The sequence below is a fragment of the Paenibacillus crassostreae genome (assembly GCF_001857945.1).
GTDB classification, from domain to species: Bacteria; Bacillota; Bacilli; order Paenibacillales; family Paenibacillaceae; genus Paenibacillus_AQ; species Paenibacillus_AQ crassostreae.
The window spans coordinates 131,069-157,811 of sequence record NZ_CP017770.1; the positions used below are offsets into that span (position 1 = coordinate 131,069).

General features: G+C 40.0%; 22 protein-coding genes. 19 read left to right on the top strand and 3 right to left on the bottom strand.

Annotated elements, in window-relative coordinates; genetic code table 11:
- Position 1 precedes the first annotated feature (1 nt).
- The 15 genes from LPB68_RS00715 (at position 2) to LPB68_RS22130 (ending at position 16,671) form a co-directional block, all read left to right on the top strand.
- Positions 2-2,260 carry an FtsX-like permease family protein gene (locus tag LPB68_RS00715; RefSeq protein ID WP_068655017.1) on the top strand — a complete coding sequence of 753 codons (2,259 nt, stop codon included), beginning with the start codon at positions 2-4 and terminating at the stop codon, positions 2,258-2,260.
- A complete protein-coding gene (locus tag LPB68_RS00720; protein WP_068655015.1) occupies positions 2,260-2,853 on the top strand; it encodes a 4'-phosphopantetheinyl transferase superfamily protein in 594 nt (197 codons plus the stop codon). The genes LPB68_RS00715 and LPB68_RS00720 overlap by 1 nt, the downstream gene beginning before the upstream one ends.
- Positions 2,854-2,868: 15 nt before the next feature.
- The gene (locus LPB68_RS00725) at positions 2,869-3,717 is read left to right on the top strand and encodes an SDR family NAD(P)-dependent oxidoreductase (protein WP_068655013.1); all 849 of its coding nucleotides are present in this window, start codon (positions 2,869-2,871) and stop codon (positions 3,715-3,717) included.
- 171 nt (positions 3,718-3,888) lie between these two features.
- Complete coding sequence (locus tag LPB68_RS00730; protein WP_068655011.1) at positions 3,889-4,434, top strand: dihydrofolate reductase family protein; 546 nt, start codon at positions 3,889-3,891, stop codon at positions 4,432-4,434.
- Between the two features lie 303 nt (positions 4,435-4,737).
- Positions 4,738-5,475: a hypothetical protein gene (locus LPB68_RS00735; protein ID WP_099458645.1), complete on the top strand. Its 738-nt coding sequence runs from the start codon at positions 4,738-4,740 to the stop codon at positions 5,473-5,475.
- An 11-nt stretch (positions 5,476-5,486) separates the two neighbouring features.
- Positions 5,487-7,175, top strand: a complete 1,689-nt coding sequence (locus LPB68_RS00740; RefSeq protein ID WP_068655009.1) for a vWA domain-containing protein — start codon at positions 5,487-5,489, stop codon at positions 7,173-7,175.
- A 22-nt stretch (positions 7,176-7,197) separates the two neighbouring features.
- Complete coding sequence (locus LPB68_RS00745) at positions 7,198-8,337, top strand: toxic anion resistance protein (RefSeq protein ID WP_068655007.1); 1,140 nt, start codon at positions 7,198-7,200, stop codon at positions 8,335-8,337.
- A gap of 201 nt (positions 8,338-8,538) precedes the next feature.
- Complete coding sequence (locus LPB68_RS00750; RefSeq protein WP_068655005.1) at positions 8,539-9,360, top strand: serine hydrolase domain-containing protein; 822 nt, start codon at positions 8,539-8,541, stop codon at positions 9,358-9,360.
- A gap of 96 nt (positions 9,361-9,456) precedes the next feature.
- Positions 9,457-11,235, top strand: a complete 1,779-nt coding sequence (locus LPB68_RS00755) for an acid phosphatase (RefSeq protein WP_068655004.1) — start codon at positions 9,457-9,459, stop codon at positions 11,233-11,235.
- Between the two features lie 384 nt (positions 11,236-11,619).
- Positions 11,620-13,098 (top strand): Lsa family ABC-F type ribosomal protection protein, encoded by a 1,479-nt coding sequence (locus LPB68_RS00760; protein ID WP_068655002.1) that lies wholly within the window; start codon positions 11,620-11,622, stop codon positions 13,096-13,098.
- Between the two features lie 222 nt (positions 13,099-13,320).
- Positions 13,321-13,875, top strand: coding sequence for a biotin transporter BioY (locus tag LPB68_RS00765; RefSeq protein ID WP_068654999.1), 555 nt, complete (start codon positions 13,321-13,323; stop codon positions 13,873-13,875).
- Between the two features lie 31 nt (positions 13,876-13,906).
- Positions 13,907-14,725: an energy-coupling factor transporter ATPase gene (locus LPB68_RS00770; RefSeq protein WP_068654998.1), complete on the top strand. Its 819-nt coding sequence runs from the start codon at positions 13,907-13,909 to the stop codon at positions 14,723-14,725.
- Positions 14,710-15,558, top strand: a complete 849-nt coding sequence (locus tag LPB68_RS00775; protein WP_068654995.1) for an ATP-binding cassette domain-containing protein — start codon at positions 14,710-14,712, stop codon at positions 15,556-15,558. Before LPB68_RS00770 ends, LPB68_RS00775 begins: the two co-directional genes overlap by 16 nt.
- Positions 15,559-16,362 carry an energy-coupling factor transporter transmembrane component T family protein gene (locus LPB68_RS00780; RefSeq protein ID WP_068654993.1) on the top strand — a complete coding sequence of 268 codons (804 nt, stop codon included), beginning with the start codon at positions 15,559-15,561 and terminating at the stop codon, positions 16,360-16,362.
- On the top strand, positions 16,363-16,671 hold the full coding sequence (locus tag LPB68_RS22130; RefSeq protein ID WP_082865563.1) for a CHY zinc finger protein: 309 nt from the start codon (positions 16,363-16,365) through the stop codon (positions 16,669-16,671).
- A 162-nt stretch (positions 16,672-16,833) separates the two neighbouring features.
- Here the strand turns inward: LPB68_RS22130 and LPB68_RS00785 are convergent, their stop codons facing one another.
- The 3 genes from LPB68_RS00785 to LPB68_RS00795 all read right to left on the bottom strand — a co-directional run bounded on the left by LPB68_RS00785 (position 16,834) and on the right by LPB68_RS00795 (position 19,935).
- Positions 16,834-17,664 (bottom strand): carbohydrate ABC transporter permease, encoded by an 831-nt coding sequence (locus LPB68_RS00785; protein WP_068654991.1) that lies wholly within the window; start codon positions 17,662-17,664, stop codon positions 16,834-16,836.
- On the bottom strand, positions 17,664-18,536 hold the full coding sequence (locus LPB68_RS00790) for a carbohydrate ABC transporter permease (protein WP_068654988.1): 873 nt from the start codon (positions 18,534-18,536) through the stop codon (positions 17,664-17,666). Before LPB68_RS00790 ends, LPB68_RS00785 begins: the two co-directional genes overlap by 1 nt.
- A 76-nt stretch (positions 18,537-18,612) precedes the next feature.
- Positions 18,613-19,935, bottom strand: a complete 1,323-nt coding sequence (locus LPB68_RS00795) for an ABC transporter substrate-binding protein (protein WP_068654986.1) — start codon at positions 19,933-19,935, stop codon at positions 18,613-18,615.
- A gap of 260 nt (positions 19,936-20,195) precedes the next feature.
- On the opposite strand from LPB68_RS00795, the gene LPB68_RS00800 reads away from it, so the two are divergent.
- The 4 genes from LPB68_RS00800 to LPB68_RS00815 all read left to right on the top strand — a co-directional run bounded on the left by LPB68_RS00800 (position 20,196) and on the right by LPB68_RS00815 (position 26,727).
- A complete protein-coding gene (locus LPB68_RS00800) occupies positions 20,196-21,914 on the top strand; it encodes a cache domain-containing sensor histidine kinase (RefSeq protein WP_068656592.1) in 1,719 nt (572 codons plus the stop codon).
- A gap of 16 nt (positions 21,915-21,930) precedes the next feature.
- Complete coding sequence (locus LPB68_RS00805; RefSeq protein WP_068654984.1) at positions 21,931-23,436, top strand: response regulator; 1,506 nt, start codon at positions 21,931-21,933, stop codon at positions 23,434-23,436.
- 202 nt (positions 23,437-23,638) lie between these two features.
- On the top strand, positions 23,639-24,661 hold the full coding sequence (locus LPB68_RS00810) for an ABC transporter substrate-binding protein (protein ID WP_068654982.1): 1,023 nt from the start codon (positions 23,639-23,641) through the stop codon (positions 24,659-24,661).
- Between the two features lie 8 nt (positions 24,662-24,669).
- Positions 24,670-26,727, top strand: coding sequence for an iron ABC transporter permease (locus LPB68_RS00815; protein ID WP_082865562.1), 2,058 nt, complete (start codon positions 24,670-24,672; stop codon positions 26,725-26,727).
- Positions 26,728-26,743: the final 16 nt, after the last annotated feature.

Below are 26,743 nucleotides of genomic sequence, written 5' to 3' on the forward strand. Positions count from 1 at the left end.
GATGTTAATGAAACATTGCTCTAGATATTTATTAAACAAGAATCTATTTTTGTTCTCATCCATTCAACTTATGATAATCATCACAAGTTTTCTTGCTTTTACGTTAGTAACCATCAATTTGAATATCAAAGCCGTACAAGAAGAGTACCACAATCTTAATCAAGAAGATTTTCAATTTATTGCGAACTCAACTGCATATGATACCACTGATCCGGTCGCGTATAACAACGCAATAAAAACCTTAGAGAATAAATATGGATTTGAAAGTGAAATACAACGCTCTAAATATGCTTCCTTGAATGGAAACAATTATAGAATCATAAAAAATAATCAGAAAATAAATCAATTCTATTATGTAGAAGGTTCCATGGCGGTAAATCAAAATGAAATTGTAATCGATGTGGATACAGCTGAAGAAATGAAACTGAGTATAGGAGACACGTTTGAATTTTTGGACAATAAATATATGGTAAAAGGTATTGCCAGCTTCTCTGGCCTTGTTAATCCGAATATGAGCGCCACAAACTTTCAAATTTATAGGTCCGAATCTTCTAACTTAGTGTCTGTCAATGATAAGGTATATGATTCATTGAATCTGGAGGAAAAAGTATATACTTCAGGATTATGGTTAAATGGGTCTCAACAGATTTCTAGTGATGATGCGTCTTATGTCCAAGAAAGTAGCCATAATCCAGAAACGAAGACACTTGATCTTAGAATTCAAATGTTTCAAACCATTGTTGGTGTTTCGGTCTCTGTCATGTCTTCGATTGTTGCTATTATGCTTGCCTTAATTCTTATTAGGATGATCCAAGAGAACTTAAAAGTATTTGGAATTCTTAAGGCAATCGGATATAGAAATGTTGAGCTCGTGTTGAGTTTTATCCCGCTAGTCCTATTATTAGTGATTCCCGTGGTTATTGGCTTACTCATCGCTGAATTATTACAGCCATTCCTGTTTAGATTTATGAATACGGAATCGATGATACCTTTCTTAAATGTTAATATGGATTGGTCTTCGATCAGCGTAGTATTGGCGATTTACTTTTTAATAGTTATGACGTTTTCATTCTCTGTCATTTATCTGTACCTTGGCAAACAACCGATACGTCTTATTTGGAACAGTCATGTTGATAAGAATGGTCTCCTAAAAAGAATTCTGTTAAAAATCACAACTCGCAAAAACTTCCTAGGGAGTTTATCTTATAAAATAATGTTCAGAAATTTATTCGTATTGTGTCTAATTATTTTTTCGGGTTTTGCATTAGCAGTTCAACTATTTATAAGTTTTGCTATGGCTAATTTCCCTAATCAGATCGTAAACGCAGTTGAAGAACAATATCACTATAAATATAATACCGTATTTAAAAATAGCTTAAGTTTCTCCAAGATAGATTTCACAGATATGGACGCACAAGGATATGTAAAAAGGAATATGAAGATGGATAGTACGGATGGAAGCGAAGATGTCTCGTTGATTGCGCTAGAGACAAATGGCACAAGCCAGTATATTAATTTCTACGATTATGATACTCATAAAGATATTACTGGACAACTAGAGAATGGAATTATCGTTAGTAAGTGGTTTGCCAATAAATACAGCTTAAGGGTCGGAGATACTGTGTCCGTTATGGATCAAGACCATACGATTCTACTTCAAATTGCAGGAACCCACTTAGAATTACAGGGAAGCGAGTTATATACGTCTTTGGCTTATTATGGGGAATCTTTCACAGAACCCACCGAAGCATATCATGGATTATACAGTAATCAACTCTTGAATATCGATTCGAACGATATCCGCAATACACTGTTACAAAGTGATATTATTGAAGCAATGAGAATGTCTGTTGAAAACTATAAGGGTATTTCCGGAGGAATGCTTGTATTAGGAATTTTACTTGGGGGAGTATTGCTAAGTATTTCTATTTCAATCGCCATCAAAACTGGAGAAAAAAATATACTCTTGTTCAAATCATTTGGTTATACGAACAGAGAAATAAATCGTGTCTGTATTATAGGAAATATATATCCATTAATGATAGGAATTATTGTTTCGATACCTTACTATATTGTTTTAAGTGGATTACTGTTTGGTGAACTATCTAAGTCAACAAGGGTTTTTCTTCCTATGCAGTTGACTCTAACCAGTGTGTTGATCGTAATAGGAGGGACAATATTATTCTTCGCGATTATTGCTAGTATATATATGATGAAACTTAACAAAATCAAATCATTCCCAAAATTGCTGGTAGAATAATGGACATTGTGAAATGTTCTGTTATAAATACAAATTGTGATCAACTCATCTATTTTCAAATTAATACTTCAGGTGGACGGCTACTCCGTTTTGAAAAAGAACGGTTAAAGGATATTGCCAAGCAAAAATTAACAAGTGATTTACCTTTTATTGCAATCAGTTATGCATATCCACATGTCATCATATGGTATTCCATGTACAGAATAGCGGTAGATATCGAGTGTAACAACAAGATGAAAATTTCTTATGCTCCAATATTTACGAACAAAGAGGAGTTGACCTATTTTGGGAAACTCTTCAGAGAACACTCTGAGTTGAAACTTCTAACGATGATATGGACATGGAAAGAAGCAGTGGGAAAGTATTTTGGTGTCGGGTTGAAATACGGATATCAGACGATTCAAATCGAAGATAATCATTTTCATATATCTCCTGTTATATTAAAGGGCGTATGCACATTAGAATATATGTGGGGTATAAATGATGAATTTGCAATTACAATGATTCGTTCCGAGAACATCAAAACATACACTTTAACTCAGTTGCAAACGGCTTTGGGATTAAAAACATGTCGTACTATGTTCTATGTATGATTTTCGGAGGTGAACATGAGGGATTTTAAAGATAAAGTAGCTGTCATAACCGGAGCTGCAAGTGGAATTGGGCGCGCTATTGCCCTACATTGTGCGCAAGAAGAAATGAAGGTTGTATTGGCTGATATTGATGAAGAGGCTCTTGCAAGTGTTAAAGAAGAACTGTTATTAGCTGGGGTAGATATCCTTACTTTAACGCTTGATGTGACGAAAGAAGAAGATATTCAACGATTAGCTGACAAGACCATAGAGACTTTTGGAAGTGTAGATATGTTATTCAATAATGCTGGAGTTGAATCAAGCTCTTTATTATGGAACACTCCCATTGAAGAATGGGAATGGGTTCTCAATGTGAATCTATGGGGTGTAATTCATGCCATTAGGGTGTTTATTCCAATGATGCTTGAACAACAAACGAAGTGTTATGTCATTAATACAGCATCGCGAGTAGGTCTTGAGAGTGGGCCTGGAATTGGAATTTATCGTGTAACGAAACATGCCCTCGTCAGTCTTTCTGAAACATTGTATCACGAATTAAAGTTGGTTAATTCAAAAATCCAAGTCGCTGTTCTTTGTCCGGGGTATGTTCAAACGCAACTTTATAATTCAAATCGAAATGCCCCTGATAATGTTAAACATATTAAAAAGAAAGTTGTATCCCCTATGGAGAAAATCATAGAGCGGATGAACAAAGACGCCATGTTAAATGGTATGGATCCTTATGAGATAGCGAAGAAAACATTCGAAGATATTAGAAAAGGGACATTCTATATTCTTCCCGATTCAAATTCAAAAATTAGTGTTCAACAAAGAATGGAGGATATCTTAAAAGATAGGAATCCTACGGCTCACTTACCTAGATGATAATGCAGCATGTATTTAACAATAAATCAAAGATTACCAGATAAACGTGAATCCGGCACCCTTTGGTGCTTTTTCTATTTCATACATGCGACTTTCGTCTCAAATTGTGTCAACCATATAAGAGCTAATAAATAAACGAACACACATTTTATTATAATAGGGAGGACCACTATGAGTAATCAACGGAAATTGGTTTTGTTTATTGCTACGAGTTTAGATGGGTATATAGCTACACAAAATGAGTCTTTAGATTGGTTATTTAACGTTGAAGGGGAGGGGGATAATGGTTATTCAGAGTTTTATGAAACTGTGGACACCATATTAATGGGTAAAAAAACTTATGATTGGATAATGAAACACGAACCAGGAGAATTCCCATATATAAATAAAGAATGTTACGTTTTTACGAGATCACATGTAGAAGACACTAAAGATGTTAAATTCGTTAATGAGGATATAGTTAGTTTCACTAATAAACTAAAAAAAGAAAAGGGGAAAAACATTTGGATTGTTGGTGGAGGGGATTTATTACATTCCTTTATAAACAAAAAATTAATTGATGAACTTATACTAACAGTTGCTCCTTCTTTAATTGGTAAAGGAATACCGTTATTTAAAGAGGGAAATTATCAAACAGAACTTTCTTTAATAGGTACAAGGCATTTCAATCAATTTGTTGAACTCCATTATGAAGTTAAAAAAGAGATATCACAGTAACCGCGTGTAATAAAAACCACCTTTTTAAATAACTTTTAAAAAGGTGGTTTTGCTTCGTATTATTCACGAAAATGTAATCAGTGTTAAATATTTCATGTTATAGTGTCATTATGTGTAAATCCGTGAATATTCCAAATTAAGATAAGTCTGTTTGTTACCAAACCGAGAATCTTACGTAGAAATATTATCATATGCTGATAACAACCTGTTATCAAATACAATCCTGTCGGATGAAATTTGAGATTAGATAGGTGCACTTAGTAACATCTAAGTTTTTCCTAATGGGGAGAGGAGGTACAACAATTGACTATTTCAAAATACATAAAGCTACTAGGAATTATTGTTGGTGTTGTGGCTATGAATATTCTCGTGCTATCACCTGGATTCTTAGGGGTTAAGATCGGCGGAGATGCGCTCTCAACCGCATTTGGAGTAACGTTGCTATTCGTAAGTGCGCTTGTGTTACTTTACGGAAGTTATTCCCTACTGTTTAAGTCACCCATTGTTATTCCAGTCAAACAAATCAAAACGCGTGAGGACTATGAAGATGCTTTAATGCACTATAGACGAGTAAAACCGTTGGAGAAAGATATTACCCTTGCATTTGAGCAGTTGGAACGAATGGCGAAGCGAAAGGATACCTTGTTAAATGTTCTGAATCAAAGATTTGAATCGACAGAGTTAAGTTATAAGAAATTTGCCTCTGTTACGGAAGAGGTAGAAAAGCTATTTTACCTTAATATCAGAAGCATTCTGAATAGGCTCAATGTATTTGATGAATCAGAGTATGAGCGGGTGATGAATCCCAAAGCAACATCGTTTTCTAAGGAACTGCTTCTAGAAAAGAAAAAAGTCTATAACGAGTATCTGTCTTTTATAAAAAGTTCTATAGGTTCTAACGAAGAAATCTTGTTGAAGCTAGATAAGTTACTGCTTGAGATATCACGATTGGATAGTTTTGAGCTTGGTGATATTGAAGAAATGCCATGCATGCAGGAAATAGACATGTTGATTAAGCAAACCAAATATTATAAACAGTGAGGGGTGGCCCCATGACAAAGAAGAGTAAATTTTTCTTACTATCAGTTATGCTCGTGGTATTGGTGTTCGGTATTGTATATATAGGGGTTAATCTGACCTCGAATTTTGGGAAAACAGATAAAGAAGTATCCGTCGAAGATGCAGGTGAACGATTAAATAAGCTCTATTCCAAAATATCGGTAACTACGGAGACACCAGTAAAAGGACAAATCGATCTTAATCCCATTGATGTTGCAGAATCTTTACCCGATATATCTAAATTTCCTATTACCGTAGACAATACATCGGATTATTATGTAGAAATATTCTCTTCGACTGAGAAGTCGGGTACAGGTGTTGATGGCTGGTTAACGGATGTGGCAACTGAGTTCAATAAAGCCAACATAGACATCAACGGAAAAACGGCTTCTGTACAGATTCGGAATATTGCGTCAGGTACTGCCACCGATTACATCAAATCAGGGAAATATGTACCGGACGCTTTCACACCTTCTAACGAGTTATGGGGTGAAATGGTAAAAGCGAGTGGTGTTAATATTCAATTAGTATCGAATCGTCTCGTTGGGAATGTTCCTGGTATTGTTATGTCCAAAGTTAAATACGATGCACTAATAGATACTTACGGGTCAGTAAATGTCAAAACAGTTACGGAAGCCATCGCCAATAACGAGTTGTCTATGGGTTATACGGATCCGTTCGCAAGTTCAACAGGATTAAATTTTCTTGTAACAGCACTTAATACTTTTGATAGTTCAAATATTTTAGGTGATCAGGCTGTTCAGGGTTTTGAGAAATTCCAAGCTAATGTGCCATTTATTGCATCTACCACTTTACAAATGCGTGATGCGGCGAAATCTGGGATGCTTGACGGTTTTGTTTTGGAATACCAGACTTTTGCGAACGCTGCTGACTTAAAGGATGCGTATGTATTTACTCCTTTTGGTGTGAGGCATGATAGTCCGTTGTACGCATTAGGTGATGTACCAACAGATAAGTTGGACATCATTCAAAAGTTTGCAGAGTTCGTTGAGCAAGAGAAATACCAGAAATCAGCCACAGAAAAAGGGTTCAATCATCTTGATGAATATAAGTCTGAACTTGCAGTAGTTGAGGGTAGTCTTCTATCTTCAGCCCAGAAGGTGTGGAAGGAAAAGAAGAATGGAAGTAAACCAATTACAGCAGTATTCGTTACCGATGTTTCTGGTAGTATGGCAGGCGAGCCGTTAAACCGCTTGAAAGAATCGTTATTATCGGGGCAAAAGTATCTAGGCAAAGATAACAGTATCGGTCTTGTCTCTTATTCTAGTGGTGTATCCATTAACCTCCCTATTGGGAAGTATGATACGAATCAGCAATCGATGTTTGTGGGTACTGTGAATAGCCTGCAAGCGAGTGGGGGCACAGCTACTTTTGATGGAATCATCGTGGCTCTAAAAATGCTTCAAGATGAATTAGCACTTCATCCCGATGTTAAGCCAATCATCTTTGTCTTAAGCGATGGTGAGACGAACGAGGGATTTTCACTCAAGGATATCAAGGGGTTAATTGAGACCTACAAGATTCCTATATATACGATTGGATATAATGCCAACATAGAAGCCCTTCAAAGTATTTCTAGTATTAATGAAGCAGCTAGCATAAATGCAGATACAGATGATGTAGTCTATAAAATTGGAAACTTGTTTAATGTCCAAATGTAGTAAAAGCTAAGGGAGGGTTACGATGTCATTTACAATGGAATTACCAAGTCAAGAAGAGATCAAAGTAGCGATCGAAGAAGAGGTTAAGCCCGTTCCCGAAGAAGTGGCTAAGCTGAAAGAAGTGGCCGAGAACAACGTCGCAGCGATTATGGCATTAGATTTCGAATCTCTAGATAAGCGAAAAGAAATACTGCAGTCCATTGATACTTTTGGTCTTAATACAATGAAATCATCCTCAGATAAGAATACTTTACTTCAAGTGTCGGTAGGCAATCTCTCGAAGACAGGCGATGAAGGTGGGCAAGTAGCTCAAGGTCTAGCTGAATTGCACACACAATTGAAGGATCTGGACCCGAGTGCGATAGACTTTGCTAAGAAAGGTTTCCTCGGAAAGCTATTCAATCCGTTACGTGCTTACTTTCTTAAGTATCAAAAAGCAGATGTTGTCATTGCGGATATTGTTGTCTCTTTAGATAAGGGGAAGTCAACGCTTAAGAACGATAACACTACTTTAGAGATTGAACAACAGACGTTGCGTGAGCTGACCAAAAGATTGCAAAAAGAAATTCAGCTTGGCATGTTGATGGATGAATCAATTGATTCGCAAATCGAAGCGGCAAAACTACGTAATGAAGATCCTGACAAGATTCGTTTCATTACTGAAGAAGTACTGTTCCCTCTACGGCAGCGGGTCATGGATTTACAGCAGATGTTAGTAGTCAACCAGCAGGGGATTATGGCTATCGAAGTAGTCATTAGAAACAATAAGGAACTGATTCGTGGGGTAGATAGAGCTAAGAATGTTACGATTTCGGCATTGAAAATATCCGTAACCGTAGCAAGTGCTCTGTATAATCAGAAGATTGTTTTGAAAAAAATAGAGCTCTTAAATCAAACCACCAACGATCTGATTGCTGGAACTTCCAGACTGTTGAAGAATCAAGGAGTTGAGATCCAGAAACAATCGCTAGAAGCTAGTATATCGGTAGACACGATGAAACAAGCTTTTACGGATGTGTTGTCGGCTCTCGATTCAATCAGCACGTACAAGCAAGAGGCTTTGCCTAGAATGAGAGAAACGATTAATCAATTCCGAGAATTGGCTGATAGCGGCGAGACACAGATTCAACGTCTGGAGAAAGGACGTAAGTTGGGTCTGTAAAAGTAATCTGCTCTTAATGTAGTAAGTCTATTTAATATATGGGAATCAGTTATACATCGGGTGAGAGCAGATTTGCTCTCACCCGTTCTTTGTAATTAAACATTGGCATAAGCCGAGTCATAAATACGTATGAGTGATTTAGGCGACCCAGTGATTAAGTTATTGTTGAGTTGAAAATTGGAATGAAAGAGGTTGTTAAACATGATGAAAGTCATGAGTAAGTTAGTAATCATATATCTAATCTTTATACTTACGTCCTGTTCAGCACCTCAGAGCGAGGTAGATCATCCACCAGAAGTACACAAGGAAGTTATAGAGAACATTCCTGAAGAGAAAATCATAAGTTTTGAACAAAAACTTGATGACTATATGGATAATCTGAATTTTTCTGGATCCATACTTCTAGTTAAGAATAATAAGGTTAAGATCGCCAAAGGGTATAAAATGGCCAATTCTGAGGAAAAGAAAATAAATGGACCTGATACGGTCTTCCAGATCGGATCCCTGACTAAAGCTTTTACAGCTACAGCTATCATGCAATTACAAGAAGCGGGTAAGCTTCATATTGATGATCCTGTAAAAAAGTATGTAAAAGATTATCCTTATGAAAAGGTTACGCTCTACGAATTGCTTACCCATACATCTGGAATCCCAAATTTTACATACTTCCCAGATTACATAAGCAACATGCACATTCAAGTTAGCGTATCAGAGAATATAGACAAATTCAAAGATAAGCCTCTTGAATTCGAGCCTGCAAGCCAATTTAATTATAGTAATTCAGGATATATATTGCTTGGGGCAGTAATTGAAAACGTAAGTGGGGAATCTTATAGTCAGTATATCGAAGAGCACATTATATCACCATTAGGTATGGAGAGGTCAGGATATTTAAATGTAGAAAGAATGACTAATGATGTTGCCATAGGATATATGGAACCAGTTAACATAATTCCAATGAGAGTAATGAAATACGAATTGTCCAGAGAACGACTCGAGATTGGAGTCGTCTTTTCGTTTTAATTATTAATTAACAAAACTATGCTCTTTAGTTAATATACCAGCGATATAATGTGATTTGGCTGAAAAAAAGCATACTAGAGAGGAATTGATTTGAGAATGAAGTCATTAAAGAAACAAGTAATCGTAGCAGTACTATCTGTACCCATACTTTTAAGTTCCCTGGGTGGAAGTTATGTGAATGCGGCATCAACACCCGCAACAGTAACTCCCCCATCAGCTCCATCATGGGGCTATTTTGTAGATAACTACAAAAATAATAAAGCAGAAAATAAAACGGTAGATTCAAATCCGGCACTCGGGTTACTCTCCGAGTTTAATAATCTATGGACTGCGGGCACGACATGGAATACGGGTACCAAGCTAAACGATAGCGTTCTGAATCTCAATATTCTAAAAGTATTTAACACGTCTGTTCGTCGTACAGCCGAAGAGGCAGATGCAGCATATCTGGATGATCGCAGAAAGCAGAGCTACAGCGTAATCGATGGTCTGGGTTCGCTCGCTGATACATACCGTGCTAAAGCTGAAGCGACAACAACGATTAAGGATGTTGCTGCTGATGCCACAACCCAAAAATATAGTGACGAAGGTAATAACGCAGGTAGCGAAGATTCCGAACTAGGCAACATGGTGGGGTTGATCAATACTTTACGTGGTACATATTCTACAACGAACCCAGCTAAGGCTTACTTTAATTATCCCCGTCCGTTTCGTTGGGTCGATAACTCACTCGTAGTTTCTACCCTCATTCCTGTTCAGAATTCAGATCCAAGTAATGATGGTGGTTTTCCTAGTGGTCATACCAATGCTGCATATCTAAGCGCTATTGCCATGGCATATGCCGTACCAGAGCGCTACCAGGAACTGCTAACGCGTGCTTCAGATCTTGGCAACAGCCGTATTGTTGCCGGTATGCACTCGCCTCTTGATGTCATGGGAGGACGTGTCATGGCAACCGCATTGTCTGCGGCTATCCTGTCTGATCCTGACAATAATAGTTTGAAAACAGCCGCTTATCAAGAAGCGCATAGTGAACTATTAACGCAAACAGCAACAGCAACAGCAACAGATCTATACAGCGATTACGTTACGAACAAGAAAAATTATACCGATCGTCTAACATACGGCTTTAGCCAAATTGGATCTACGACTTCTCCCATGATTGTTCCAAAAGGAGCTGAAGTGTTGCTTGAGACACGTCAGCCTTATCTAGACAGTACACAACGTCGCTGGGTTCTGGCTACAACGGGTCTCCCTTCAGGCTATCCTGTACTTGATGATGCCGAAGGATGGGGAAGACTTAATCTCTATGCCGCTGCAGATGGCTATGGCGCCTTAGTCGATAACGTAACCGTGACCATGGATGCCCAGAAAGGTGGGTTTCATGCATTGGATAGCTGGCGTAACAATATTTCAGGTGTTGGAAAGCTAACCAAAAAAGGTACAGGTACGTTAAAGCTCGAAGGTAATAATACGTATTCCGGTGGTACACTGATTGAGCAAGGCATACTTCAAGGGGATTCGAAAACCGCTTTCGGAACAGCAAGTGTGACGAACAACGGAGGAACGCTACTAGAAAGTGTTGAGGGACAACTGATTATTGGAGAAAACTATCAGCAATCTGCTAAAGGTACGTTGGAACTTAGTATCGGTAGCAAAAATGATCTACTTCATATCAAGAAAGTAGCATCGTTCAACGGGAAATTACGTTTGAACTTTACGGACGGATATGTACCGGTTAATGGCACGTCAATAATAACGTTTGATAAACAAGAGGGATCATTTTCTGACATTGAAACTGTAGGTTTACCAAGCACTTATAAAGTAAAAGTGGTCTACGCATCTAAGAGTGTTCAAATAGAAGTGAGTAAATAACAAATCTTGTATAAGTAAAGGTTGATCTTTGATTGTTAAAGATCAACCTTTTTTAGTGGAAATAAGAATATAGTTATGATAAAATATTTGCAAATCAATGATTGGAGTTGGGAAAATGAAGTAATATTTCTTGCTAACTATGTTAAATAATAAAACAATGTATGAGTTTTTTTCGTATGTTTTATTTTTCATAAGAATTAAATTCATAATTAAGCTGCATAAGCGATTATGAATCTGATTCATGCAAGAAAGTTACTTTATCTTTTCACTCAATCAAAATATCCTTATCTGACTCCATGGCGGGTTGGATGAACTGTATTTATTTGAGCTACAAGAAAGTAACTTTCTTGTAGCTTTTGATTTTTCATACAGGAGGAATATTTTATGTCATTAATAAATGTTACAAACTTAACCTTTGCGTATGATGGCAGTTACGATAACATATTTGAGAACGTCAATTTCCAGATCGATACCGATTGGAAATTAGGATTTACAGGAAGAAACGGGAGAGGGAAGACGACATTTCTTAACTTATTACTTGGCAAATATGAATACAAAGGAAATATTTCAGCTAATGTTAGCTTTGAATATTTCCCATTTCATGTAGTAAATAAAGGAGAAAATACTCTTGATGTAATTGATAACATTTACCCAGACTATCTCCACTGGAAATTGATGCGTGAACTCTCTTTACTCGAGGTTTCCGAAGATGTTCTATACCGACCCTTTGATTCATTGTCCAATGGAGAGCAAACGAAGGTATTACTGGCTACTTTATTTCTGAAGGAGAATCGTTTTCTATTGATTGATGAACCCACCAATCATCTAGATATGAACGCAAGGAAACTTGTTAGTGATTATCTCAATGCCAAAAGTGGATTCATTCTGGTGTCTCACGACAGATCGTTTCTAGATAACTGTGTAGACCATATCCTCTCCATTAATAAGAGCAACATAGAAGTTCAAAAAGGTGATTTCTCCGATTGGTGGGAGAATAAAAAGCGTCAGGATAACTTTGAGCTAACGGAGAACGAAAAGCTAAGAAAAGACATTAAACACTTGGCGGAATCTGCTAAACGAACGAGTACATGGTCACATGAAGTAGAAAAAACAAAAAATGGAACAACGAATTCCGGTTCAAAGCTAGATAAAGGGTATGTTGGCCACAAAGCTGCTAAAATGATGAGTCGATCTAAAGCCATTGAGCATAGACAGCAATCTGCTATTCATGAAAAATCCAAACTTCTGAAAAATATTGAAAATTCAGATAGCTTGAAAATATCACAACTTGCATTTCACAAGAATCAACTTATTGAACTAGAAAAAGTATCCATAGTTTATGGCGAGAAGACGGTATGTTCGGATATAAGTTTTACGATAGAGCAAGGTGAGCGAATTGCCCTTTCAGGTAAAAATGGTTCTGGAAAAACAAGTATTATCAAGCTTATTTGCAGTGAGGATATACAATATACAGGTACTTTTAGGAAAGGGAGTCAGTTGAAAATTTCCTATGTTTCACAGGACACATCTCATCTCCAAGGAAATTTAACGGATTTTGCTGCTAAGTACGAGATTGACGAAAGCCTTTTTAAAGCAGTTTTAAGAAAGCTTGATTTTTCGAGAATACAATTCGAAAAGGATATTTCAGCTTATAGTGGTGGTCAGAAGAAGAAAGTGCTGATTGCAAAAAGTCTTTGCGATAACGTTCATTTGCACATTTGGGATGAACCTCTTAATTTCATTGATGTAATTTCTCGCATGCAGATAGAAGAGTTACTGCTTGAATACTCACCAACCATCCTTTTTGTGGAGCATGATAGAGGGTTCTACAATAGCATTGCAACAAAGGTTATTGAACTCTAAGGCTATCTATTATTTTAAGAGACAAAGTTTTGAAAAGCTGATCTTTAATAAATAAGATCAGCTTTTTTTTGTGGTGCAAATTTTTATAGCTAGTATCGATTGTTAACCTTATATTTATTTTATGGTTTACAATAGTGGAATATCAAGTTATTATCTAACTAATACATAGATGTCAAATCTAGTACAAAGTTAATATTTTTTCATAACAATGGAGGTATTTAAATGAAAACAAAAGAAATGGTTTATGCCGCATTATTTGCTGCATTAATCGGTGTATTAGGCATGATTCCACCCATTCCACTAGGTTTTATACCCGTACCCGTCACTGCACAAACCCTTGGTGTCATGCTAGCTGGATGCTTTTTAGGAAAGAAGACGGGTACGATTAGCTTAATTTTATTTATCGTTCTAGTCGCTTTAGGTTTACCTTTATTATCTGGTGGACGTGGAGGTCTATCTGTATTCGTAGGACCAACTATTGGATACTTTCTAAGCTGGCCAGTGGCCGTATTTTGCATCGGATATATGACTGAAAAAGTGTGGTCTTCGTTAAAAACATGGAAATTGATCGCCATTAATATAGTTGGTGGTGTTGTACTTATTAGTTTAATCGGTGCGCCGGTCATGGCTATGATTACACATACTTCTGTATGGGCTGGACTAGTGGGTGCTATCGCCTTTTTACCAGGTGATTGTATTAAAGCCATTATCGCAGCCGTGATAGTAACACAATTAAAATCTGTAAGTCCGATTGAACAAAACGCGCATAACAGATAGTTTATGAAATTGTGAATAGGTGTGATGAGGAATGAATTTAGAGAACACCAAGCTTATATTCGATAAAGTTCATTTTTCCTATAAAAAAGGGCAACCTGTCATCGAGAATATGAGCTTTACGATTGAACCAGGCCAGTTTGTGGCAATTGTCGGAGCCAATGGATGTGGTAAGTCTACGATTGCCAAGCTAATGGATGGATTGCTACTTCCAAAGGAAGGCCATGTGACTTTGAAGAGTCTCGACACGTCAAGACCTACAGATCTGGATATGATCCATGAGCAAATAGGATTTGTATTCCAAAACCCAGAGGATCAATTCATCACCACAACGGTTATGGATGAGGTGATATTTGGATTGGAAAATATTCGTGTGCCGAGAGAAGAAATACGAAGCAGGCTGGATCATGCACTAGAAGCTGTTCAGATGAAGGATTACATGAGGTCAATGCCACACCAGTTATCAGGTGGTCAGAAGCAACGCGTAGCGATTGCGGCGATTGTGGCCATGCGTCCGCAGATCATTATTTTTGATGAGGCTACTTCTATGCTTGATCCACAAGGGAGGGAGCAGGTACTTTCCATTATGAATGAGTTACACCGCCAGGGAATGACTATCATTCACATCACTCATCATATGGAGGAAGTATTATCAGTTGATCGTATTTTACTCATACATAAAGGCAGATTAGAATTTGATGGTGATCCATTAACCTTTTTTGAAACCGTAAACGTTACAGACTATCAATTAGAACCGCCCTTCGCGGTGAGATTAAATAAAATGTTACAAAAATCAACGCCATTAACGACAGATTGGAAGGAGATGATTCGCTTACAATGGTCTATCAACTAAACAATGTGAGCGTTCACTATGCCAATCAAGTGGCTTTGCAGAATGTCAGTTGCACAATCCAAGAAGGTAAATGGATTTCCGTCATTGGTCAAACAGGGGCTGGCAAGTCTACATTCGTCAAAGTGCTGAAGGGGTTGCTTCCTAGCGTCGATGGAGACTATTGGATAGATCAGGAGCCTATTCCTAGAGATGCCAAAGGACAATTAAAAGTCGTTCCTGACATAGGATACGTTTTTCAATATCCGGAGCATCAATGTTTTGAAACGAGCGTGTACAAGGAACTTGCCTTTGCACCGAAGCTACACGGATATTCACAACAGCAGATAACGAAGTCTATTGAAAAGATTTTACCCCAAGTGGGTTTGTCAGAAGAACTTCTTCCATTGGCACCATTTCAATTAAGCGGGGGACAATTACGGCGTGTAGCGATTGCTTCGGTATTGATGATGGATCCGAAATTACTTATTTTAGATGAACCAACAGCAGGTCTTGACCCAGTAAGCCGCACTGCACTGTTGCAATTATTAAAGCATTGGCAACAACAAGACAATCGTACCATTCTATTCGTATCACACCAGATGAACGATGTAGCTGAATACTCTGATGAAGTTATGGTATTTCATGAAGGATACCTAAGGGGGCATTATGCTACCAGCACTTTATTTCTTGAACAGACACAATTACTTGCGAAACTCGGATTATCACTTCCAGAACCTGTGCAGCTATTAAAGTTGGTCGAGGAATTATCTGGTCAGAAAATTAAGGTTGCAAGCTGTAGAGAGCAGGATATTATTGACAAAGTGTGGCCGATCTGGCACACAAGGAGTTGCTAAATGTCTAATACCGTATTAATAGGACAATATCTTGAGACAAATTCCTTATTTCATCGTCTAGATCCACGGACAAAAGTGTTAAGTATTATCGTCATCATGTTGAGTTTCCTAAGTTTAGAATCGTTCATTAGCTACGCAGTCGCTACTATCTTCGTTATTGGCATCATGTTGCTGTCTAGAATCCCACTTCATATTTTTGGGCGAGGATTAAAGCCTATCTTGTTTATATTGATGTTTGCCTTTCTTTATCAAGTCATGTTCACGCAAGGAGATGTCATTTGGTCTTGGTCATTCATCGAGGTGACATTGGAGGGTATACAAAATGGGATAAGATTACTCTGGCGAATTATTTTACTCATCTTACTCGCCTCCATTTTAACGTTAACCACAAAACCGCTAACCTTAGCCCATGGTCTAGAAAAGTTGCTAGCACCGTTATCCAGGTTAAAAGTACCTGTAGAGCAATTTTCATTAATGATCGTCATTGCAATTCGGTTTATCCCGACCATTTTACAGGAGCTAGATCGGATATTGTTGGCACAAAAGGCCAGGGGATATGATATTTCGTCTTTACCGCTACCGAAACGTATTTTTGCTTATATTCCGATTCTGATTCCTTTACTCTTCATGATTATTCAACGAGCCGAACAGCTAGCTTTCGCAATTGATGCACGTGCTTATGGTAAAGGTAAGGGGAGAACAGCCTATAATCAATTGAAATTTCAGCAAGTTGATTATCAAGTAGGTGGAATAGTTATGATGATGACGATGGCCTTGTTACTATTAAAAATCGGGGGAGTTTAGTTGAAAATATATGGGGCTGTCGTGGACAACGAAACACGATGTGTTCATTATCATACTGAACAAGATATTATCGCTATTAAGTTTAAGTGCTGCAATCGTTACTATCCTTGCTATAAATGCCATGAGGAGCACGCCAATCACAGCATCGAGCGTTGGCCACATGCCTATTTTGAAGAATTAGCCATCCTTTGCGGAAGCTGTCACACGGAGTTGACGATTCAACTGTATATGCATACAGCTAGTTGCCCGCATTGTCAGGCAATTTTTAATGAGAAATGTTATTTACACTATCCTATTTATTTTGAATGATTAGCCTACATCATTGAGATTGGCACTGTCAGTATGAGCGACCATGACATTGACGTATTTTTCTACTAAGCATGTGATATAGAAAGAGTGCCTCGCCTGTGAAAACGTTGGCGAGGCACTCTTTTGCACTTTAGGAGGTACTTTTTACAAACAAGGATAAGCTTAGCCCTTGACCGCCCCAGCTGTAAGTCCACTGACAATGTATTTTTGACAGAACAGATACAGGATGAGTACAGGTAGAGAGGTCAATACCAGATCCGCGAAAATCAAGTTCCAGTCTCGACTGTATTTTCCGTAGAAATTGTACACGGAAAGTGGCATTGTCCAGTCGGAGCTGTCGGTTAGGAAATAAAGCGGAATGGTGATGTCATTCCATACGGACATGAAGACCATAATAGCTACGGTTGCATTGACCGGAACGATTAGTGGAGTCACGATTTTGAGAAATACATCAAATGTATTGGCACCTTCCAGGAAGGCTACCTCATCCAGTGCTTTGGGAATAGAGCGGATAAATCCGCTGTAGAGAAATACGCTGAACGCGGTGTTGAGGGATGCATAGATTAAGATAACACTGGAGATGCTGCCGTAAAAACCCATCCACTGCACGACACGGATCGTTGTGATAGTGGACATTGGAGCAATCAGACCCATGAAAAAGAACATATACAGAAATCCAGACCATTTGGTCTCTCTACGAACTAGTATGAAGGAAGCCGCGGATGAGGTAACAATATTAAGAATGGAGGAAATGCTAGTAATCAATAATCCATTCAGAAAAGCACGCCCTAGACCACCTTCCCGGAACACTTCAGCATAGTTAGAGAATATCCACTTGTCTGGGAGCCGCAGTGAGAATTTCAGCACTTCAGAGCTGGTCATGAAGCTTCCGAAAACCATGATTAGCAGTGGTAAGATAATTAGCAGAGATGATAGGATTAGGAACCCTTCGACCAAATAGTTCCGCCAAGCCATTTTACGTGAATAACTCATTATTCCGATACCTCCTTACGCCGCATAAAAATCAGTAGTGGAATGGCAATGATGGTAACCACAGCGAATAGAAGTGTGTTGACTGCTGTACCTAATCCCCAACTGCCTTCACCGAACGAGCGCAGGATGATAGTACCCACCACCTGAGAGGCATTACCTGGGCCACCGCCAGTGAGAACAAATACTTCCGAGAACACTTTTAACCCCCCGATTAGGGTGAGCATCAGGTTGATGTTGATCGCAGGGAGCAGGAGCGGAAGTGTAATGCTACGGAAGCTTCTCCATGAACCGGCTCCATCGATGGTAGCAGCTTCATAATAATCTTTAGAGATGGACTGAAGTCCTGCCAAGTAAATTGCCATTTGGAAACCTACATGTTGCCAGATGGATACGGCGGCAATAGTCCAAATTACGATCGAAGGATCGGTCAGCCAAGCTTGATTCAGGGAATGCAGACCTATAGCGTCCAATACCCTGTTAATTGTACCGTCAGAACGTAGCATGGGTGTAAACACAATGCTAATAACCAATACGCTTAAAATCGATGGGGAATAGAATATAGCCCGGAGAATATTTTTTGATTTTAGCTTCATATTTAATGCAACAGCAAGCGCGATACCCAACAGATTTTTGCCAATTACGGTGACTACCGCAAAGATAAATGTATTCTTAAGAGCAAGGAGTAGGGTTTTGTCGGAAAAGATACGTTCAAAGTTGTCCCAGCCAATAAATATAATGGATTCCCGGTCCAGCCGCCAATCTGTGAACGAATAGTACAAGCCAGTGATTGCTGGGATTACAAAAAAAATGGAATAAATCAGTAATGCAGGCCAAATCAAATAATATGAGTAGAGTTTTTTTGATATTTTCATTTTTTCACACTCCAATATAGCTTAAGGACAGAATAAAGCCCTGATCCGGACTCTATTCTGCCTGTTGTATGGTTAATTAGAATCCCTCAACACCTTTGTCCTTCATCAATTGGCTAAATTTCTCATCCCAGGCATTGAGGACGCCTTGAGGGTCCAGCCCCCCAGTGAACTCGTCTTGAAGCAGGCGGTACAGCTCGCTGCGGTCTACAATCATGTAAGCATCAGTAGTAAGAATGGTTTTCTTAGGTGTGATGTATTGATCAAGAATCTCTTGCTTGTATTCTGGAAGTTCAGGTGTAGTAACGTCGCTGAAGTTCGACACATACCCCTGATCATCTACCATTTTCTGTGCTACTTCTTTGATAGCAATGAAATCCAAGAATTTCTTAGCTTCATCCATATGCTTGGCCTTTTTCGGTATGAATAACTGTCCACCCAGCGGGCTTCCACCTAGACTTGCATCTTCAGAAGAAGGAATGGCGAATAATCCCAGATGCATATTTGGATCTTTTTCGCTCACATTCTCAATCAGCCAGTCACCCATAAACATCATTGCTACTTCTTTTTCTAGAAATTTGCCTACAGCCATATCATAGCTATCGCTGAGAATGTCGGTGTTGGTGTAGCCTTTCTCATACACATCGTATTGCTGCTGCAGGAAGGTCTCAAACTCTGGAATGTCGGACCACTTTTTACGTCCCGTATTAATGTCGTCAAAAATCGTTGGTTCGTGTTTCGCAGCATAGTCGGCAAATGCGGCAGCTGGCCAAATGTTCGCGGCCCACGCATCTTTAAATGGCATAAAGACGGGAGTAATTCCGCTTGCTTTGATCTTCTCGCATACCGCTAAGAATTCTTCGAAATTGTTCGGAATGGTAAGCCCTAAATCTTTAAAGATATCCTTGTTGTAGACAACTCCTTGCATGCCTGTATCTTGGCTTACATGAAAGCTGTAGACATGTCCGTAAGCGGAGAGCACATCCTTATTCAGCAATCTGCTAACCCAGGGCTCGTTGTCGAGAATTTCGAAGTTGCGTTCCAAGTTAAGATCTGTCGTTGCACTGGCGAGGTTGTATTGAATAATGTCCGGTGTCTCGTTAACGGCGAGTTTGGTTTGCAGAACCGTTGCTGTCTGCTCAGCGGGAATTAGTTGAAGATTGACTTTAATATTGGTTTTCTGTTCGAATTCATCCAATAGATCCTGTGCGACAAACGCCGAATCCTGTGAACTCTTGGAAATGGCTAACTCAATGGTGACTTTACTGCCGCTAATGTTGTTTCCCGTGTCAGTTGCTGAAGCATTCTCACTATTAGTATTTCCAGATCCGCATGCAGCTAGCGAAACTGTCATTACACTGGCTAGTATGCCTGTTGCAATTTTTTTCATTTTGTCGTTCATAGTATCGCCCCCGAAATATAATTGTTTTACTCAACTGAATGCGTTTACATTTTGATTATAGAGTGATACCAGCATAACGTACATGTTTGTGTTTGACTCTTTCTGTGTAATATTCTGAACTGCGATATGCATCTTGTTCATTTGCTGTTTTGATTGTAAAGTAGGAACATCAACAAGTTCAAGGAGGATTCAACTTGCCTATCTTCAACAGAAAATTTGGCAACAGTAAGTATCAGACCAGCTTGCAAACGAAGTTCTTTATGACATTCGTATTTCTCCTACTTATTGTGTTGGGATGCTTTCTGGTCTATGTTAACTTTCTGGTCATCCAGCCCCTGAAGGGGAAAACGGAGAATGAAATGCAGATGACGGCCGCCAAGGTTAGCGATCAGCTGAACATCTATATCAATAATCAAAATCAACTATCTCAGCGAATTCTTTCGAATAAAGACGTATTCTCGCTACTGTCTGGTAGTGATTACTCGCGGCTTACGATTGAGGGCTTGACAAGAAGTCGCAAACTCAAAGATATCATGTTCCAGGCGATTGGCCCCAGTCTGAACATTGATGACATGATTATTTATGACCTTAATGGGGCAGAGATCGCTTCTTTTATCGGCTTCGCTGGTAACCCAACTTCGCTTGTACCGTTCCTGGAGGAAAGTGGTAACATTACCACTTGGAATGGAAGCGGTTACGCCTTGTATCGTCAGCCTTCAAATAGAATATCTTTTGTGCGGGCGATTATGAATCAGAACGGGCAGGTATTCGGCTATCTATCTATCCAACTGGATCAGGAATATCTGAAAAGATCTACATCCGGCATTCCGGACAGTAAGGTATATATTCTGGACCCGGAGAATCAGCTGATCTCAAGCTCGTCAGCACTTCAAGAAGGGCAGGAACTCCCCGAATTTGTAGCAACAAAAGCGACCAACGGAATCTATCTCGATAATAACCGTAACTATGTTGCCTATTACAAATCAGCCGAAACCGACTGGACAACTTACGTTGTAACCTCGAAGAGTTTTGTACTTGGACCAGTCAATTCGGTGAAATATATATCCATTTTGATCATTTCATCGTTAATTTTGTTCTCATTCGTCTATATCTACTTCTCGACCAAAAATCTATTGCTTCCTATCCGCAAGTTACGCAATCAGATTCTTCGAGTCAATTACAGCAATATGAATTTGAAGACGGATACGTACACCAACAACAATGAGCTGATTCAATTGAATGAAGCTTTTCAGGAGCTACTGGAACGACTACAGGAGTCTATTGATCGGGAAAAGCTAGCACTGCATGAAGAGGTGAAAGCCCGGAATTCAGCGCTTCAGGCACAGATCGCTCCCCATTTCTTCCACAACGTCCTATATTTGATCAGCATTGCATCGCAGGAGGGTAAGAATAGCTTGGTATCAGATATGTGTAAACATTTATCGGACAGCCTGCGATATATTGTGTCTTCTCCTTATCAGCATGTTAGTCTGACGGAGGAACTGAAGCATACTAAGCATTATTTGTCTCTGATTCAGCAGAATTTCGAGGATGATCTAGAATGGGAAATCGATGAGGATGAGGTGTTTGACCTGATCCAATTGCCACGACTAGTGATTCAGCCGTTCGTGGAGAACTGTATTGAACATGCTTTCAAATGCACCGATCCACCATGGAAGATCCAGGTAAAGGTTAAGGTCTACAATGGGCTGTGGGCCATTGAAATTAGGGATAACGGGGATGGTTTCTTACCTGGAAAGGTCAAGGAGATTCTAGACAATATCCAAAGCTCCGACTTAGGGGTTTACCAGCTCCAGCACAATACGTCCGGGATCGGTAATATGGGCATTGTGAACACAGTGAATCGATTGAAGCTGATGTACAAGAACCGATTATTCTTTAATATCTACAATCATTCAGAAGAGGGCAAGGGAGCAACGATCCAGTTGATTGCTTCGATGAGCAAAGAATTCTACTAAACTGGGAGGGACAAATATGTATTCTGCAATTATCGCCGAAGACAGTAAGCCGATTCTGAGAAATATCCAAACACTTATACAATCAACGGATCTTCCAGTCCGTATTACCGCCACTGTGTCGAACGGCATGGAGGCGCTAGAATATATAAAAGCACATCCTGTTGATATCCTACTGACAGATATCCGCATGCCTAAGCTGGACGGTCTTGCTCTAATTGAGCAGAGTAGGCTTGTGAATCCGAACCTGAAGGCTGTTCTGATTAGTGGATACAGCGATTTCGAATATACGCGAAAAGCGCTAAATTTGCAGGTGTTCGATTATCTACTAAAGCCTGTGGAGCGACACCAGCTTGTCGACGTTATGAATCGGCTAGTTAAGCATCTACACAAGCATCAAAGAAATGACATAGACCTTTTTGAGGGAATAGTGGAGCCAGAATTTCTCTCGAACTTGGAACTTGGAATGGATTTTTTCGTCGAAGACAAAATCATGTTGATCATTCGTAGGCAGCCGTTCACACGAGAACCGGAAGTAGGTAATTTTACTCAGAATGTACTTCAGGTATGTCTTACAAAAGCTTGTGGACCACATGGCTGCTGGGTATTTCCTGCATTGCTATCTGAACAGTTTATTGCCATAGTGAACAGTTCTATTCTGGATAACTATCCGTCTGTCCATGCCTGTATGGAGGCGCTGTCCAGTGAACTACAGACTGAGGCCATTAAGGTCTCCATCGCAGTAGTACCACAGCCAGCAGGGATACAAGCGTTGGTTAAGGACTATGGGAAGCTGGATACGATAATGAATGAACAGTTGTCTGTGTCGGGCGGTCTTATAGACACGATGTATTCCATGCCGAAGAGCATGCTACCCAGCGGTGAAATGGAGAAGTTGATGGGACTTTTTGCAGACATGATTGTACATCGGCAAAAAGAACGCTTCACTATACTACTCCAACAACAACTGCTGAATTTTAAAAGCAATAATATCCGAATGTCCGAATTGGATCGCTTCATCTGGTCCCTAGCGGAGGCCTTCAACAATATGGATACTCATAAGAATCCAAGGGACAGGCTGAGATTAGTAGAAGAAATACGGTGGCTGATGAATGGTGAGAGTTATGAGGCATTTGAGGAAGCGTTACTTTCGTGGACCAAACAGAACTTTGATAAGCTACAGGACCAGAATAAGAAGAGTAGTGAGGAGTTGTTCCGGCAGTTGGATCAATATTTGTTGCAAAATATTTACTCCCAACTGTCCATTGCGGACGTGGCGCTAAAATTTCATGTAAGCCCATCGTATATCAGTAGAATTATCAAAAAACACTCTCAGAGCACTTTTGTGCATTATTATATGCAACTTAAGATCTGCGAGGCTTGTCGGCTGATTGCAACTAGGCCCGAGTTGAAGATGAAGGATGTATCGGAGGTATTGTCTTTCGGGGATCAGCACTATTTCTCTAAGGTGTTTAAGGAATACACTGGATACAGTCCAACAGAGTATAGGGATGCCCGAAAATAACTGTTAATTAGGAGTGCCCCACCTTCTTTTTAGCTGTTTTCCACGTTGACCCGTCACTTTTTAAACAAATTTTAAATATTTACTTTGACTTTCCGGTAAATGGAATATATTATAACTAATATCATTAAAAATGATAATCATTATCACTCTATTGATAGTGATTATCATATAAAATTCATATGAATACTAGGGGGATATTAAATTGAGCAAAAAGTTATTGAGTTTACTCATGGTTATCGTTGTTATTCTCGTTGTCGCAGGCTGTGGTTCTAACCAAACAAATAGTTCGACAACTGACGGTGTAGCAACTGGAAATGCAGTCGCTACAAATACAGATAGTGAAATTACGAGCGAACCTATTGTACTAAAGGATGCTAAAGGCGAGTTAAAGCTGGACAAGCCCGCGCAAAAGATTGTAGTGCTGGAGTGGACATTTACCGAAGACATTATTGCGCTCGGCATGCAGCCGGTGGGAAATGCCGATAACGAAAACTATAAGTTGTATGTGACTTCAGAAGCATCATTGGATGAAGGTGTGACAGATGTTGGTACACGCGATGAGCCGAATCTGGAGACAATTGCTTCTTTACAGCCGGATCTGATTATAGGCGTTTCCGATAGCCACGAAGCGATATATGATCAATTAAAAGGTATTGCGCCAACGTTACTTTTTAGTCTCTATCCGCCTGAAGGAGAAGGTAATCATTACACGCAGATGGAAGAAATCTTTAGAACGATTGCAGTGGCTGTCGGCAAAACGGCGGAAGGCGAGAAGGTGCTCGCTGATTTGGATACGCATTATGCGGATGCGAAAGCAACTCTGGCCGCAGCAGGTAAGGAAGGTTTCAATTATGTGCTTACACAGGCTTATAGCTATCAGAATGCAGCACAGTTACGTCTCTTTTTGGATAACTCACTAGCTGTGCAAACTTTGAATCGAATTGGCCTGGTGAACGACTGGAAATCCGAACAGTTCGAGATGTGGGGATTCAGCACTTCTACCGTTGAGTCTTTACCTGCGGTTCAAGATTCGAATCTGATCCATATTGTACAAAAAGACGATGATATTTTCTCGAACGAACTAAAGGATAATTCCGTTTGGAATGGCCTCACCTTCGTGAAAGAAAAACGCATCTTCGGATTGGACAGCGCGACTTGGGTGTTCGGCGGTCCAATCTCCTCCAAAGTTATCGTGGATGAAGTTGTAGCCACATTAACAAAATGAGCACTTTGATGACCGGAACTAAAAAGAATAAAGCCTCAATCGGAATGACCTGGCGGTTAATGGGAATATTTGGGGGCGGTATTACCGCCCTTTTTGTTCTATTCGTGCTGAGTCTCTACTTCGGAGAGGCAAAAATCCCAGTTTCTACCGTTTTAGAAGCATTATTGAACCGACAAGATGTGATGGAGCATAATCTGCTTTGGGATATTCGGATGCCACGTACTGCAATAGGGATTATAGCCGGGGCAGCCCTTGCTGCAGCAGGAGCTTTACTGCAAACGATAACGAAAAACCCGCTTGCTTCCTCAGATACACTGGGCATCAATGCCGGGGCTTATTTTATGGTTGTCCTAGGCGTCGTTGCTTTCCCTGCTATGCAGCAACAGTTTCCATTTGTTTTGGCAGTTGCAGGTGGATTGTTGGCAGCATTAGCTGCTTATTTCTTGAGTGGAGGCCGGACGGCCACACCTGTTCGATTGGCGTTATCAGGTATGATAGTATCCATGGTGCTTGGAGCGTTTACATCAGCCATTCATATTTTCAAATCAACAGAAACACAAAATTTATTCTTATGGGGCGCGGGTTCCTTAATTCAGCTAGACTGGGATGGTGTTCAATTTGCGTTGCCTTTCGTTATCGTACTGCTTGGGGTAGCGATGTTCGCAGGCAGGCAATTCGATGCACTCGAGCTTGATGAGTCTACCGCTCGTTCACTGGGGCAGCGTGTAGAGTTAACTCGGGCGACGGGCCTTGGTTTATCGGTATTGTTGGCAGCGGTCGTGGTCAGCGTGGTTGGACCGATTGGATTCGTTGGTCTGGTCGCTCCACATCTTGTCCGGCTCAGTGGTCTTAGTAAACATCGTCTGCTCATTCCCGCAAGTGCGTTGTGGGGAGCGATACTCATTACGGTAGCAGATGTGCTTGCACGAATGGTGCGGAGCAGTCTGGGTGAAATGCCAGTTGGTGCAGTTATGGCGATTATTGGAGCACCTTGGCTCATTTGGTTGGTGCTTACCAAGATGAAAAATATATCCGGTTCAGGTAATGGTCAGTCATCTATGAGTATTGGTGGAACGTCGATGCGAATGCGATTTGCCATGACTGCGATATTCATGTCTGTTCTACTACTCGTAATCATGATCGCAAGCTTATCGCTTGGAGGCACAAGAATACCGATAAGTGATTTGCTGGGCAGTCTAATTGGCGGTAAAAATCAATCTTATTCCGTCCTGCTGAATTTACGGCTTCCGCGTACACTGGTTGCAGCGTTGGGTGGTATTGCGCTTGCGATAAGCGGTGTCTTGATTCAAAGTGCAGTTCGAAATCCGTTGGCAGACGCCTCCATTATTGGTGTGACCTCGGGTGCTGGGTTTGGTGCGATGGTCGTGATGGTGGCATGGCCGGGATTGTCGATAGTTGCACTTCCGTTTGCCGCCATTGTAGGTGGAGTTGTCGCAGCTGCCTTTGTGTTCTTTCTGGCATGGCGCAAATCCTTGAATCCGTCTGTACTTATCCTGCTTGGAATAGCTGTATCAGCAATCGGTTCTGCAGGTATACAGGCCATGATCGTTAAGGCAAGTCTGTGGAGCAGTAGTTCCTTTATATGGTTAACGGGTTCTACCTATGGACGAGGTTGGACTCAATTTTATAGTCTTTTTATATTGCTACTTGTGCTTGTTCCCGTTGCTTACTATTTAGGACGGAGATTCGATTTGCTGGCTTTTGGCGATGAGAGTTCAACAGGTTTTGGTTTGCCGGTACGAGGAACACGATTGTGGGCTATGATAATCGGTGTTTTACTTGCATCGGGAGCTGTTGCAAGCGTAGGGACGATTGGATTTCTTGGACTCATGGCACCGCATGCGGTGCGTATGATGGTCGGGCATCATACGAGACGCTCCATTATTTTGTCAGGATTGCTTGGTGGATTGCTTCTCGTCATTGCAGATACAATCGGAAGAACTATCATGGCGCCGAAAGAGATTCCATCAGGATTGATTATTATGCTGATTGGAGCTCCGTATTTCCTATTTCTAATGTATCGCTCGCTTGTCAGAAAAGGGTAGAACGATTTATAACTGA

Excerpts from the sequence above, each read along its gene's own strand:
- LPB68_RS00715 (WP_068655017.1), top strand. The coding sequence starts at position 2 with ATGTTAATGAAACATTGCTCTAGATATTTATTAAACAAGAATCTATTT.
- LPB68_RS00720 (WP_068655015.1), top strand. The coding sequence starts at position 2,260 with ATGGACATTGTGAAATGTTCTGTTATAAATACAAATTGTGATCAACTC.
- LPB68_RS00725 (WP_068655013.1), top strand. The coding sequence starts at position 2,869 with ATGAGGGATTTTAAAGATAAAGTAGCTGTCATAACCGGAGCTGCAAGT.
- LPB68_RS00730 (WP_068655011.1), top strand. The coding sequence starts at position 3,889 with ATGAGTAATCAACGGAAATTGGTTTTGTTTATTGCTACGAGTTTAGAT.
- LPB68_RS00740 (WP_068655009.1), top strand. The coding sequence starts at position 5,487 with ATGACAAAGAAGAGTAAATTTTTCTTACTATCAGTTATGCTCGTGGTA.
- LPB68_RS00745 (WP_068655007.1), top strand. The coding sequence starts at position 7,198 with ATGTCATTTACAATGGAATTACCAAGTCAAGAAGAGATCAAAGTAGCG.
- LPB68_RS00750 (WP_068655005.1), top strand. The coding sequence starts at position 8,539 with ATGATGAAAGTCATGAGTAAGTTAGTAATCATATATCTAATCTTTATA.
- LPB68_RS00755 (WP_068655004.1), top strand. The coding sequence starts at position 9,457 with ATGAAGTCATTAAAGAAACAAGTAATCGTAGCAGTACTATCTGTACCC.
- LPB68_RS00760 (WP_068655002.1), top strand. The coding sequence starts at position 11,620 with ATGTCATTAATAAATGTTACAAACTTAACCTTTGCGTATGATGGCAGT.
- LPB68_RS00765 (WP_068654999.1), top strand. The coding sequence starts at position 13,321 with ATGAAAACAAAAGAAATGGTTTATGCCGCATTATTTGCTGCATTAATC.
- LPB68_RS00770 (WP_068654998.1), top strand. The coding sequence starts at position 13,907 with ATGAATTTAGAGAACACCAAGCTTATATTCGATAAAGTTCATTTTTCC.
- LPB68_RS00775 (WP_068654995.1), top strand. The coding sequence starts at position 14,710 with ATGGTCTATCAACTAAACAATGTGAGCGTTCACTATGCCAATCAAGTG.
- LPB68_RS00780 (WP_068654993.1), top strand. The coding sequence starts at position 15,559 with ATGTCTAATACCGTATTAATAGGACAATATCTTGAGACAAATTCCTTA.
- LPB68_RS00785 (WP_068654991.1), bottom strand. The coding sequence starts at position 17,664 with ATGAGTTATTCACGTAAAATGGCTTGGCGGAACTATTTGGTCGAAGGG.
- LPB68_RS00790 (WP_068654988.1), bottom strand. The coding sequence starts at position 18,536 with ATGAAAATATCAAAAAAACTCTACTCATATTATTTGATTTGGCCTGCA.
- LPB68_RS00795 (WP_068654986.1), bottom strand. The coding sequence starts at position 19,935 with ATGAACGACAAAATGAAAAAAATTGCAACAGGCATACTAGCCAGTGTA.
- LPB68_RS00800 (WP_068656592.1), top strand. The coding sequence starts at position 20,196 with ATGACATTCGTATTTCTCCTACTTATTGTGTTGGGATGCTTTCTGGTC.
- LPB68_RS00805 (WP_068654984.1), top strand. The coding sequence starts at position 21,931 with ATGTATTCTGCAATTATCGCCGAAGACAGTAAGCCGATTCTGAGAAAT.
- LPB68_RS00815 (WP_082865562.1), top strand. The coding sequence starts at position 24,670 with ATGACCGGAACTAAAAAGAATAAAGCCTCAATCGGAATGACCTGGCGG.